The sequence below is a fragment of the Pseudomonas sp. CCI1.1 genome (genome assembly GCF_034348165.1).
GTDB lineage: Bacteria > Pseudomonadota > Gammaproteobacteria > Pseudomonadales > Pseudomonadaceae > Aquipseudomonas > Aquipseudomonas paracarnis.
In genome coordinates this window covers 5,763,199-5,775,763 of sequence record NZ_CP133780.1, presented here as the reverse complement: position 1 = coordinate 5,775,763, position 12,565 = coordinate 5,763,199, and the positions used below count along the sequence as shown (strand labels likewise).

The 12,565-nt window shown below is 60.9% G+C and carries 12 protein-coding genes; 6 read left to right on the top strand and 6 right to left on the bottom strand.

Translation table 11 applies throughout. The features are described from left to right. Positions 1–44 precede the first annotated feature (44 nt). From mreD to mreB, 3 genes are all read right to left on the bottom strand, one after another. On the bottom strand, positions 45–533 hold the full coding sequence (gene mreD / locus RHM69_RS26120; RefSeq protein WP_003188558.1) for a rod shape-determining protein MreD: 489 nt from the start codon (positions 531–533) through the stop codon (positions 45–47). After that, positions 533–1,600, bottom strand: a complete 1,068-nt coding sequence (mreC, locus tag RHM69_RS26115) for a rod shape-determining protein MreC (RefSeq protein WP_073451631.1) — start codon at positions 1,598–1,600, stop codon at positions 533–535. The genes mreD and mreC overlap by 1 nt, the downstream gene beginning before the upstream one ends. A 139-nt stretch (positions 1,601–1,739) precedes the next feature. After that, positions 1,740–2,777 carry a rod shape-determining protein MreB gene (mreB, locus tag RHM69_RS26110; protein ID WP_002555108.1) on the bottom strand — a complete coding sequence of 346 codons (1,038 nt, stop codon included), beginning with the start codon at positions 2,775–2,777 and terminating at the stop codon, positions 1,740–1,742. A 210-nt stretch (positions 2,778–2,987) separates the two neighbouring features. Between mreB and gatC the strand changes: the two genes are divergently transcribed. The 6 genes from gatC to RHM69_RS26080 all read left to right on the top strand — a co-directional run bounded on the left by gatC (position 2,988) and on the right by RHM69_RS26080 (position 8,214). Beyond that, entirely contained in the window at positions 2,988–3,275 is a 288-nt protein-coding gene (gene gatC, locus RHM69_RS26105; RefSeq protein ID WP_003188556.1) for an Asp-tRNA(Asn)/Glu-tRNA(Gln) amidotransferase subunit GatC, read from the top strand. A 16-nt stretch (positions 3,276–3,291) separates the two neighbouring features. Further along, positions 3,292–4,743 (top strand): Asp-tRNA(Asn)/Glu-tRNA(Gln) amidotransferase subunit GatA, encoded by a 1,452-nt coding sequence (gatA, locus tag RHM69_RS26100; RefSeq protein ID WP_014716920.1) that lies wholly within the window; start codon positions 3,292–3,294, stop codon positions 4,741–4,743. A gap of 10 nt (positions 4,744–4,753) precedes the next feature. Further along, positions 4,754–6,199 (top strand): Asp-tRNA(Asn)/Glu-tRNA(Gln) amidotransferase subunit GatB, encoded by a 1,446-nt coding sequence (gene gatB, locus RHM69_RS26095; protein WP_005784800.1) that lies wholly within the window; start codon positions 4,754–4,756, stop codon positions 6,197–6,199. A gap of 157 nt (positions 6,200–6,356) precedes the next feature. Continuing rightward, entirely contained in the window at positions 6,357–6,728 is a 372-nt protein-coding gene (locus RHM69_RS26090; protein WP_014716919.1) for a septal ring lytic transglycosylase RlpA family protein, read from the top strand. A gap of 26 nt (positions 6,729–6,754) precedes the next feature. Beyond that, positions 6,755–7,834: a calcium/sodium antiporter gene (locus tag RHM69_RS26085; RefSeq protein WP_014716918.1), complete on the top strand. Its 1,080-nt coding sequence runs from the start codon at positions 6,755–6,757 to the stop codon at positions 7,832–7,834. Further along, a complete protein-coding gene (locus RHM69_RS26080; RefSeq protein WP_014716917.1) occupies positions 7,831–8,214 on the top strand; it encodes a carboxymuconolactone decarboxylase family protein in 384 nt (127 codons plus the stop codon). The genes RHM69_RS26085 and RHM69_RS26080 overlap by 4 nt, the downstream gene beginning before the upstream one ends. A gap of 124 nt (positions 8,215–8,338) precedes the next feature. On the opposite strand, the gene RHM69_RS26075 is transcribed toward RHM69_RS26080, so the two are convergent. The 3 genes from RHM69_RS26075 to RHM69_RS26065 all read right to left on the bottom strand — a co-directional run bounded on the left by RHM69_RS26075 (position 8,339) and on the right by RHM69_RS26065 (position 12,396). Beyond that, positions 8,339–9,280 carry an AEC family transporter gene (locus RHM69_RS26075; protein ID WP_003188544.1) on the bottom strand — a complete coding sequence of 314 codons (942 nt, stop codon included), beginning with the start codon at positions 9,278–9,280 and terminating at the stop codon, positions 8,339–8,341. Positions 9,281–9,467: 187 nt separating this feature from the next. Next, positions 9,468–11,021 (bottom strand): galactarate dehydratase, encoded by a 1,554-nt coding sequence (gene garD / locus RHM69_RS26070; protein WP_014716916.1) that lies wholly within the window; start codon positions 11,019–11,021, stop codon positions 9,468–9,470. A 10-nt stretch (positions 11,022–11,031) separates the two neighbouring features. Beyond that, positions 11,032–12,396 carry an MFS transporter gene (locus tag RHM69_RS26065; protein ID WP_014716915.1) on the bottom strand — a complete coding sequence of 455 codons (1,365 nt, stop codon included), beginning with the start codon at positions 12,394–12,396 and terminating at the stop codon, positions 11,032–11,034. Between the last annotated feature and the right edge of the window lie 169 nt (positions 12,397–12,565).

The window sequence follows — 12,565 nt, the reverse complement described above, 5'->3', positions numbered from 1 at the left end:
CTCTCCCTGTTGAGTTCGATAACCAGGCAGAGCCTCGCAACCATTCAATTGATTTTATAGCGCCGACGCAGCCCGCGCAGGCCAAAACTGATCCAGGGCCACAACAATGCACTGACCAGCGCCGGCAAGACCAACGCCAGCGTAGGCTGACGGTTGCCGGTCAAGGCGCTCAGCCACAGTTGCACCAACTGCGCCAGGCCGAAGATCACCAGGATCACCAGGCACTGCTGCCACATCGGGAACATGCGCAGGCGCTGTTGCAACGACAGCACCAGGAAGGTAATCAGTGTCAGGATCAACGCGTTCTGGCCCAGCAAGGTGCCATACAGCACATCTTCGGCCAACCCCAGGCACATGGCCGTGACCATGCCCACCTTGTGCGGCAGGTTCAATGACCAGAACGCCAGCAACAAGGCCAGCCAGAGCGGGCGCAGGATTTCCATGAACTGCGGCAGCGGCGAAACGCTGAGCAGCAAGCCGATGGCGAAGGTCAGCCAGACGATCCAGCCATTGCGTGAATGAGTACCCGCCATTAGTCCCCCCTCTGCGGTGTGGTGGCCGGAGCGGCGGTCGGTTTAGCTGGGCGCGCGTTATGCGCGGCAGGTTTGGCCGGCGTTGCCACAGGTGCTGCCGGTGCAGGTGACGTGGCTGGCGCGGGTGCAGGCGGACCAACAAAAGCAGGTTTTGGCACCGTGGCCGGCACGATAGGCGCGGTGCCATTCTGCTGGTCCTCCGCTTCCTGGGCCTGGGCAGCGTCGTTAGCGCGCTCTTCCGGGGTGCGGTTGTCGCTGAACACCAGCAGCAGGTAACGGCTGCGGTTCAGCGCGGCAGTCGGTACCGCCCGAACGATAGCGAACGGCTGGCCGGAATCGTGGATCACCTCTTTGACCGTCGCCACCGGATAACCCGCCGGGAAGCGCTGGCCCAGGCCAGAGCTGACCAACAGGTCGCCTTCCTTGATGTCAGCGGTGTCGGCCACATGGCGCAGTTCCAGGCGTTCCGGGTTACCGGTGCCGCTGGCAATCGCGCGCAAACCGTTACGGTTGACCTGTACCGGAATGCTATGGGTCGTGTCCGTCAGCAACAGCACCCGCGAGGTGTAGGGCATCAACTCCACCACCTGGCCCATCAGGCCACGGGCGTCGAGCACCGGCTGACCAAGCACCACACCGTCGCGCTCACCCTTGTTGATGATGATGCGGTGGGTAAAGGGGTTGGGGTCCATGCCGATTAGTTCGGCCACCTCGACCTTTTCGTTGACCAGTGCGGAAGAATTGAGCAACTCGCGCAGCCGAACGTTCTGCTCGGTGAGGGCCGCCAGCTTTTGCATGCGCCCCTGCAACAGCAGGTTTTCAGTCTTGAGTTTTTCGTTCTCGGCGACCAGTTCGGTGCGGCTGCCAAATTGGCTGGACACGCCCTGGAAGAGACGTTGCGGCAGGTCGGTGATCCAGTAGGTCTGCATCAACACCAGCGACATCTGGCTGCGCACCGGCTTGAGCAGTGCAAAGCGGGCATCGACCACCATCAGCGCGACCGAAAGCACGGTCAGCACCAATAAGCGCACACCCAATGAGGGGCCTTTGGCGAAAAGCGGTTTAATAAGCCGCTCCTCCCAGGCAAATGTTCTCTTTATTCATACGGCATCAAACCGGCCTGGATGCAGATTGAAGAAGATAAACGCCAACAGGCAGCACTGCAAAGTGCTGCCTGCCGACGAAGCATGAACCATCCAGGCAATCTTATTCGCTGGAGAGCAGGTCCATGGTGTGTTTATCCATCATTTCCAGCGCACGACCACCGCCACGGGCAACGCAGGTCAACGGGTCTTCGGCGACGATCACCGGCAGGCCGGTTTCCTGGGCCAGCAACTTGTCGAGGTCGCGCAACAAGGCGCCACCACCGGTCAGTACCAGGCCACGCTCGGCGATATCGGAAGCCAGCTCCGGCGGCGATTGCTCCAAGGCACTTTTCACAGCCTGAACGATGGTGGCCAGGGACTCTTGCAGAGCCTCCAGCACTTCATTGGAGTTCAGGGTGAAGGCACGTGGAACGCCTTCGGCCAGGTTGCGACCGCGCACATCGACTTCGCGCACTTCGCCGCCTGGGTAAGCGGTGCCGATTTCCTGCTTGATGCGCTCGGCGGTGGATTCGCCGATCAGGCTGCCGTAGTTACGACGCACATAAGTGATGATCGCTTCGTCGAAGCGGTCGCCGCCCACGCGCACGGATTCGGCATACACCACACCGTTCAGGGAAATCAGGGCGATTTCGGTAGTACCACCACCGATATCCACCACCATCGAACCGCGCGCTTCTTCCACCGGCAGGCCGGCACCGATCGCAGCCGCCATCGGCTCTTCGATCAGGAATACTTCACGGGCACCGGCGCCAAGGGCCGATTCACGGATGGCGCGACGCTCCACCTGGGTGGACTTGCACGGAACGCAGATCAGCACGCGAGGGCTGGGCTGCAGAAAACTGTTTTCGTGAACTTTGTTGATGAAGTACTGCAGCATCTTTTCGCAGACGCTGAAATCGGCGATCACGCCATCCTTCATCGGACGAATGGCAGCAATATTGCCTGGTGTACGGCCGAGCATGCGCTTGGCCTCGGTGCCAACGGCAACGACACTTTTCTGATTACCATGGGTCCGAATGGCCACAACCGATGGCTCATTCAGAACGATTCCGCGCTCGCGCACGTAAATAAGGGTGTTGGCAGTGCCCAGGTCAATGGAGAGATCGCTGGAAAACATGCCACGCAGTTTCTTGAACATGGGGAAAGGACCCTAGGCAACGCGTGGGTAAAAAAGTGCGGCAAACTCTAACAACGACAGGGATTTTGGGCAAGGCGCCAATGTGCTAAATTGGCCGACTTTCTGTGCACCAACCCCCACAATCGCGGCCTTATGACCGTAGAAATGCGGTAGTGTTCCGACAATCTAACACACGGACGCCCTCCGTTCTGTTTTCCACAGGAGAATCCCATGGCGCTTGAACGCTCCGACGTGGAAAAAATCGCACATTTGGCCTCGCTTGGCCTTAATGATGCCGATCTTCCACAGACCACCGCAGCCCTGAACAGCATTCTCGGGCTGGTCGACCAAATGCAGGCCGTGAATACCGACGGCATCGAGCCCCTGGCTCACCCACTGGAAGCCAGCCAGCGCCTGCGCGCAGACGTCGTGACCGAACGCAATAATCGCGAGGCCTACCAGTCCATCGCGCCAGCGGTCGAAAACGGCCTGTACCTGGTTCCGAAAGTCATCGACTAAAGGGAAAGAGCCTTTCATGCATCACATGACTCTGGCCGAGATCGCCCGCGGTCTCGCCGACAAATCGTTTTCTTCCGAAGAGCTGACCCAGACCTTGCTGGCGCGTATCGCCGCGCTCGATCCGAAGGTCAACAGCTTCATCAGCCTCACCGAGGAGCTGGCCCTGAGCCAGGCCAAGGCCGCCGACGCCCGTCGCGCCAACGGTGAGAATGGTGCGCTGCTCGGCGCACCGATCGCCCACAAGGACCTGTTCTGCACCCAGGGCATTCGCACCAGCTGCGGCTCGAAGATGCTCGACAACTTCAAGGCGCCCTACGACGCCACTGTGGTCGCCAAGCTGGCCGCCGCCGGCGCCGTGACCCTTGGCAAGACCAACATGGACGAATTCGCCATGGGTTCGGCCAACGAGTCCAGCTACTACGGCGCGGTGAAAAACCCGTGGAACCTGGAACACGTCCCGGGTGGTTCGTCCGGTGGTTCGGCGGCGGCCGTGGCCGCGCGCTTCCTGCCGGCCGCTACCGCCACCGATACCGGCGGTTCGATCCGCCAGCCAGCCGCCTTCACCAACCTCACCGGCCTGAAGCCGACCTACGGTCGCGTTTCCCGCTGGGGCATGATCGCCTACGCCTCAAGTCTCGATCAGGGCGGCCCTCTGGCACGCACGGCTGAAGACTGCGCAATATTGTTACAAGGCATGGCAGGCTTCGATAAACAGGACTCCACCAGCATCGACGAGCCAGTGCCGGACTACAGCGCCAGCCTGAACACCTCGATCAAGGGCCTGCGCATCGGCGTGCCGAAGGAATACTTCAGCGCCGGCCTCGACCCGCGTATCGCCGAACTGGTGCAAAACAGCATCAAAGAGCTCGAAAAGCTTGGCGCCGTGATCAAGGAAATCAGCCTGCCGAACAACCAGCACGCGATTCCCGCCTACTACGTGATCGCGCCAGCAGAGGCCTCTTCCAACCTGTCGCGTTTCGACGGCGTGCGCTTCGGCTATCGCTGCGAGAACCCGAAAGACCTCACCGACCTGTACAAACGCTCCCGCGGCGAAGGCTTCGGCAGTGAAGTGCAGCGCCGGATCATGGTCGGTGCTTATGCCCTGTCCGCCGGCTACTACGACGCGTACTACCTCAAGGCGCAAAAAATCCGTCGCCTGATCAAGAACGACTTCATGGCCGCCTTTGAAGAAGTCGATGTGATCCTCGGCCCGACCGCGCCAAACCTGGCGTGGAAGATCGGCGCCAAGACCGGCGACCCGATCGCCGAGTACCTGGAAGACCTCTACACCATCACCGCCAACCTCGCGGGCTTGCCGGGCTTGTCCATGCCCGCAGGTTTCGTCGATGGCCTGCCGGTGGGCGTGCAATTGCTCGCCCCGTATTTCCAGGAAGGCCGCCTGCTCAATGTGGCGCACCAGTACCAGTTGAATACCGACTGGCACACCCGCACCCCTACCGGCTTCTGAGGAGAACACTATGCAATGGGAAGTTGTGATCGGGCTGGAGATTCATACCCAGCTCGCCACCCAATCGAAGATTTTCTCCGGTAGCGCCACCACGTTCGGCTCCGAACCCAATACCCAGGCCAGCCTGGTCGACCTGGGCATGCCCGGCGTATTGCCGGTGCTGAACCAGGAAGCGGTGCGCATGGCCGTGATGTTCGGCCTGGCGATTGACGCCGAGATCGGCCAGCACAACGTGTTTGCGCGCAAGAACTACTTCTACCCGGACCTGCCCAAGGGCTACCAGATCAGCCAGATGGAACTGCCGATTGTCGGCAAGGGCCACCTGGACATTCCCCTGGAAGACGGCACCATCAAGCGCGTCGGCGTCACCCGTGCGCACCTGGAAGAAGACGCCGGCAAAAGCCTGCACGAAGAATTCCCGGGCGCTACCGGTATCGACCTGAACCGTGCTGGCACGCCGCTGCTGGAGATCGTGTCCGAGCCGGACATGCGCAGCGCCAAGGAAGCCGTGGCCTACGTCAAGACCATCCACGCGCTGGTGCGCTACCTGGGCATCTGCGACGGCAACATGGCCGAAGGCTCGCTGCGTTGCGACTGCAACGTGTCGATCCGCCCCAAGGGCCAGGTCGAGTTCGGCACCCGCTGCGAGATCAAGAACGTCAACTCGTTCCGCTTCATCGAGAAGGCGATCAACAGCGAAGTACGTCGCCAGATCGAGCTGATCGAAGACGGCGGCAAGGTGATCCAGCAAACGCGCCTGTACGATCCGAACAAAGACGAAACCCGCGCCATGCGCAGCAAAGAGGAAGCCAACGACTACCGTTACTTCCCCGACCCGGACCTGTTGCCGGTGGTGCTGGAGGATTCCTTCCTCAATGACATCCGCGCCACCCTGCCGGAACTGCCGCAGCAAAAACGCGAGCGCTTCCAGGAGCAGTTCGGCCTGTCGGTCTACGATGCCAGCGTCCTGGCCTCCAGCCGTGAACAAGCCAACTACTTTGAAAAAGTCGTGAGCATTGCCGGCGACGCCAAGCTGGCGGCCAACTGGGTGATGGTCGAGCTGGGCAGCCTGTTGAACAAACAGGGCCTGGAAATCGACGAAGCGCCGGTCACCGCCGAACAACTGGGTGGCATGCTGCTGCGCATCAAGGACAACACCATCTCCGGCAAAATTGCCAAGACCGTGTTCGAAGCGATGGCTGCCGGTGAAGGCAATGCCGACGAGATCATCGAGAAGCGTGGCCTCAAGCAAGTCACCGACAGCGGCGCCATCTCGGCCGTGCTCGATGAGATGCTCGCGGCCAATGCCGAGCAGGTCGAGCAATACCGTGCGGCAGACGAAGCCAAGCGCGGCAAGATGTTCGGCTTCTTTGTCGGCCAGGCGATGAAAGCCTCCAAGGGCAAAGCCAACCCGCAACAGGTGAACGAACTGCTCAAAAGCAAGCTCGAAGGCTGATTGCAGTGAAATGGTCGGAGTGGAGTTTCACCTACACCCCGACCTTTTGTGGGAGCTGGCTTGCCTGCGATTCAGGCACCTCGGTGTTTCAGTTACACCGAGCCGATGCTATCGCAGGCAAGCCAGCTCCCACATTTACATCTGGGACTTCCTGACAATGAAGCGTCTACTCGGCCTCCTGGCCCTGTCCTCCCTGCTGGCCGGTTGCGCCAGCGGCCTCATCGACCCCAACGGCTACGACGAAACCGGCACCGCGTCTTATTACGGCGCCAAGCACCATGGCAAGAAAACCGCCAGCGGTGAACCTTTCAACCAGAACGCCTTGACCGCCGCCCATCGGCGCCTGCCCTTCGGCACCCAGGTCAAGGTGACCAACCTCGACAACAACCGTTCTGTCGTGGTGCGTATCACTGATCGCGGCCCGCATACCCGTGGGCGCCTGATCGACCTTTCACGCAAGGCTGCCGAGCAGTTGCGCATGCTGCGCAGCGGTACCGCACGGGTACGCGTGCAAGCCCTGAACAACTGATCGAGGCAGCCTTGAGCATTTTCGGATTGAACGCCCTCTCACCCTGGAGCCTGCTCGAACTGGTGGGCGGCCTGATCTTGCTGATCATCGGCGCTGAAATCCTGGTACGCGCCGCGGTACGCCTGGCGGCGAGCCTCAAGGTGCGGCCACTGATCATCGGCTTGAGCATCGTCGCCTTCGGCAGCAGTGCGCCACAGATGACCGTCAGTCTTCAGGCCACGCTGGCCGGCAACACGGACATTGCCGTAGGCAGCGTCATCGGCAGCAGCATCTTCAATATCCTTGTGACCCTGGGTTTGTCCGCACTGATCATTCCGCTGCGGGTCTCGCGGCAGCTGGTGCGCGTGGATATCCCGGTGATGATCGTCGCCGGCCTGCTGGTGTTTATCCTCGCCGCCAATGAAATGCTGACGCCCTTCGATGGCGCCGTGCTGCTGGTGGCGCTGGTGGCCTACCTAGGCGTATTGCACTACCAGACACGTCATTCCCGGCGCCCGCGCACTCTGGACACCGTGGCGAAGGCGCCATGGCTGAGCAGTGTGCTGCTGATGCTCGGCGGTTTGCTGGTGCTGGTGCTGGCCGGGCATTTGTTGCTCGGCGCAGCGGTGGAGGTGGCGGGCGATCTCGGATTGTCGGAGCGCGTCATCGGCCTCACGTTGATCGGCGTCGGCACCTCGCTGCCGTGCCTTGCCACGTCGCTGATCGCCGCGTTGCGTGGCGAACGGGAGATTGCCGTAGGCAACGTGATCGGCAGCAACCTGTTCAACCTGCTCGGCGTGCTGGGTTTTACCGCACTGGTGGCGCCGACACCGCTTTCGGTATCACCCAACGCCCTGGACTTCGATTTACCGGTGATGCTCGGCGCCATCATCCTGTGCCTGCCGGTGTTCTATACCGGCTATCGGGTAACACGTATCGAAGGGCTGGTGCTGCTGGGGCTGTACCTGGCGTACGGGCTGCATGTCATGGCCTTCACCACGGGCATGCCGCTGGCCAACAAGCTTGAACAATTGATGCTGTATTACGTCCTGCCAGCGTTAGTGGTTTTGCTGTTGTTCACCTCACTGCGCGCCTGGCACCGCCAACACAAGAGGGAATCGCAATGACCGATCAGAAAAAACCCGGGGTTGAAGTACGTCGCCAGGTCATGGGCGATGCGTTCGTCGACCGCGCCCTGGGTAATGCCACGGCGTTCACCCAACCGCTGCAGGACTTCGTCAATGAGCACGCGTGGGGCAGCGTCTGGAACCGCGAAGGGTTACCGCTCAAGACCCGCAGCCTGATCACCCTCGCCGCCCTCACCGCCCTCAAGTGCCCGCAGGAACTCAAGGGCCATGTGCGCGGTGCGCTGAATAATGGCTGTACGGTGGAGGAGATCCGCGAAGCGCTGCTGCATTGCGCGGTGTATGCAGGGGTGCCGGCGGCGATTGATGCGTTTCGGGCGGCGCAAGAAGTGATTGAGGCGTATCAGGCGGATCAGCAGTGACTGCCAGATAGTTATCGCAGGCAAGCCAGCTCCCACACTTGAGAGTATTCACACATCCACATGTGGGAGCTGGCTTGTCGGGTCGCCGCATCGCTGCGATGGGGCCTCAAGCTGCCCGCCTATTTCAGATCCAACCACCCGCCTGCAACACAAAAATCCCGATATTCGTGGTCACCGCCGCCATCAACGTGGTGATCACGATAATCGCGGCCGCCAACTCATGATTACCCTCCGCCGCCCTGGCCATTACAAAGCTCGCGGCGGCCGTGGGCGCGCCGAAATACAGAAACAGAATCCCCAACTCCGGCCCCCGGAACCCCAGCAACCAAGCGCCCAACGTGGCGATCACTGGTAGCCAGATCATCTTCATCAGGCTCGCGCTCAACGCCATGTTGCCGCTCTTGCGCAGCGCGGCCATGGACAAGGTGCCGCCGATGCAAATCAACGCCAACGGCAGCGTGGTGTCCGACAGGTACTGCAAGGACTTCTCCAACCAGCCGGGCACGCCGATCTGGAAGTACGCGAACGGCGTGGCGACGATCACGCTGATAATCAGCGGGTTGGCCAATACACTTTTGAAGATGCTCCACGGGTCGGACTTGATCACTGGGCTATAGACCGCCAGCACAATGGTCGACAGCGTGTTGTAAAAGAGGATCACCAGCGCGGCGAGGATCGCGCCCAGCGATATACCGTAGTCGCCGTACATACTGGCCGCCAGCGCCAGGCCGATGACCCCGTTATTGCCACGAAACGCGCCTTGGGCGTAGATGCCTCGGTCTTCGCGCTTGCAACGAAAGATTGCCCAGCCCCAGGCCATGGCAAAGCTCACCAGGGTGGCGACGCAAAAGTAGATCAGCAACCCAGGCTTGAGCGCCGAGTGCAGGTCGGCATGCAGAATGCCAAGGAACAGCAGCGCCGGCATGGCGACGTTGAACACCAGGGACGATGCGGTGTGGATAAAGTTGTCATTGATCCAGTTGATGCGCTTTAGAAACACGCCCAGGAACAGCATGGCAAACACCGGCGCGGTGATGGTGAGGGTGGTGAGGAAGATTGCCAGCATGCCGGGGAGAACCTTGGTGGGCGTCGTTAGTTGGCTAATGATAAGCCAGTCCGAGCGGGTTCGTGTGGGCAACGCCATTCAAATGTGGGAGCTGGCTTGCCTGCGATGGCGATATGTCAGCCGATGCACTCATAATTGATGCACCGCTATCGCAGGCAAGCCAGCTCCCACAGGTTAGCGCCTGGTCTCAGGTAATCGGCGCCGGGTTGAACAGCGTGATGTCGTTATGCAGCTTGTGCCGCTCTGCCCAGGTCTGCTTCTTGCCGCTGGCCACATCCAGATAGAAGTGGAACAGCTCCCAGCCCAACTCCTCGATACTCGCCCGCCCCGTGGCAATGCGCCCGGCGTCGATATCGATCAGGTCCGGCCAACGCTGGGCCAGCTCGGTGCGGGTGGAGACCTTCACCACCGGCGCCATCGCCAGCCCGTACGGCGTGCCGCGCCCGGTGGTGAACACGTGCAGGTTCATCCCCGCCGCCAGTTGCAAGGTGCCGCAGACAAAATCACTGGCCGGTGTGGCGCAAAAGATCAGGCCCTTTTCCTTGAAGCGCTCACCAGGGCCAAGCACGCCGTTGATGGCACTGCTGCCGGATTTGACGATGGAGCCCAACGACTTTTCGACAATATTCGACAGCCCGCCCTTCTTGTTACCCGGCGTGGTATTGGCGCTGCGGTCTGCCTCGCCCTTGGCCAGGTAACGGTCGTACCAGTCCATTTCCCTGACCAGATCGCGGGCGACGTCCTGGTTCTGCGCGCGTGAGGTCAGCAGGTAAATCGCATCGCGCACTTCAGTCACTTCGGAAAACATCACCGTCGCGCCGGCGCGCAGTAACAGATCCGAGGCATACCCCAGCGCCGGGTTGGCGGTGATGCCGGAAAACGCATCGCTGCCGCCGCACTGCATGCCCAGGATCAACTCGGAGGCCGGCACGGTTTCGCGGCGACGCTGGTTGAGTTTTTTCAAGCGCACGTCGGCCAGGGCCATGATCTGCTCGATCATTTCAGTAAAGCCGTGGCTGGAATCCTGCAAGCGATACAGCCATGGCTCGCTCAGGTCCACGGAGCTGTCGTTATCGTGCATCACCTGCCCTGCCTGAAGCTTTTCGCAGCCCAGGCTGATCACCAAGGCCTCGCCGCCCAGGTTGGGGTTGCGCGCCAGGTTGCGCACGGTGCGGATGGGGATATAGGCATCCGTCGCCGTAATCGCCACGCCGCAGCCGTAGCTGTGGGTCAGCGCCACCACATCATCGACATGCGGGTACTGGGGCAGCAACTCGTCCTTGATGCGCTTGACCGCATGGTCCAGCACGCCGGTAACGCATTGCACGGTGGTGGTAATGCCGAGGATATTGCGCGTGCCCACGGTGCCGTCTGCATTGCGATAGCCCTCGAAGGTAAACCCCTCCAGGGGCGCCTGGGTTTCAGGCACCTCGGTGGACAGCGGCAAGCTGTCCAGCGGCGGTGCGGTGGGCATGCGCAACTGATCCTCCTGCACCCAACTGCCGCGCGGAATCGGCGCCAGGGCATAACCGATGGTCTGGCCGTAGCGAATAATCTGGCCGCCCTCGGGGATGTCTTCCAGGGTCACCTTGTGGCTCTGCGGGATGAAATCCACGGTGACGAGGCCGTCGGGAAACTCGGTACCGGCGGGTACCCCTTGATCGTTCACCACGATCACCACATTGTCACGCTCGTGCAAACGGATCGAGCGCGGCGAGTCAGCATGTTCAATCAACTGCATCACACGAACCTCAGGAATGCGCTTGGGAAAGGTTGGTCAACTCCGGGCCTTTGGTGGGCGGCTCCTTGAGCACCACGCGCTTGATCGGGCCGACAATCACCAGGTAGCTGAATACCGCCACCAGCGCGTTGGCGCCGACGAACACCAGCGCCCATTTGAACGAGCCGGTGGTGCTGATGATGTAGCCAATCACAATCGGCGTGGTGATCGACGCCAGGTTACCGAAGGTGTTGAACAAGCCGCCACTGAGCCCGGCGATTTGTTTCGGCGAGGTGTCGGACACCACCGCCCAACCCAATGCGCCAACGCCTTTGCCGAAGAAGGCCAAGGCCATGAAGCCCACCACCATCCATTCGATGTCCACGTAATTGCACGCCACGATGCTGCTGGAAATCAGCAGGCCACCGATGATCGGCGCCTTGCGTGCGAAGGTCAGCGAATGGCCTTTGCGCAGCAGGTAGTCGGAAATCACCCCGCCGAGCACCCCGCCGATAAAGCCGCAGATCGCCGGTAACGAGGCAATGAAGCCGGCTTTGAGGATGGTCATGCCACGCTCCTGCACCAGGTACACCGGAAACCAGGTCAGGAAGAAGTAGGTGATACCGTTGATGCAATACTGGCCCAGGTAGACGCCAAGCATCATGCGGTTGGTCAGAAGCTGGCGGATGTAATCCCACTTGGGCCCGTCGGTTTTCTTACCCTTGCCCTTGTCCTGATCCATATCGACCATCGCGCCATTGGCGGCGATGTGATTGAACTCGGCCTCGTTGATCATCGGATGCTGGCGCGGGCTGTGGATAACTTTCAGCCAGATCAGCGAGAAAACAATGCCGATCACGCCCATCACGATAAACACGTGCTGCCAGCCAAAGCGATAGACGATCCAGCCCATCAACGGCGCGAACAACACCGTGGCGAAATACTGGGCCGAGTTGAAGATCGCCGACGCAGTGCCGCGTTCCGCCGTAGGAAACCACGCCGCAACAATACGGGCATTTCCCGGAAACGACGGCGCCTCGGCCAAGCCCACCATAAAGCGCAGCATGAACAGCGCGACCACCGCAGTGGAGACGCCAAACTCACCGACATAGCCTTGCAGCACGGTGAACAGCGACCAGGTGAAGATGCTCAGGGCATAGACTTTTTTCGAGCCGAAACGGTCGAGCAGCCAGCCACCGGGAATTTGCCCGGCCACGTAGGCCCAACCGAATGCAGAGAAGATATAACCGAGGGTGACCGCGTCGATGCCGAGGTCTTTTTGCAGGCTGGAGCCGGCGATAGCGATGGTGGCCCGGTCGGCGTAGTTGATCGTGGTCACCAGGAACAGCATGAGCAGGATCAAATAGCGAACGTGGGTCGGCTTGGTCGCTTGCATGTAGAAGTACTCCCACTAATTATTTTTTTTGCGGGTAATCATTTTTTTTGCCGTGGAAACCGCACTATGTGGGAGCCGGGCTTGCCCGCGATGCAGGCACCTCGGTGTGTCAGCGAGACCGAGGTGAGGCTATCGCAGGCAAGCCAGCTCCCACCTGGAGCCGGTGCCA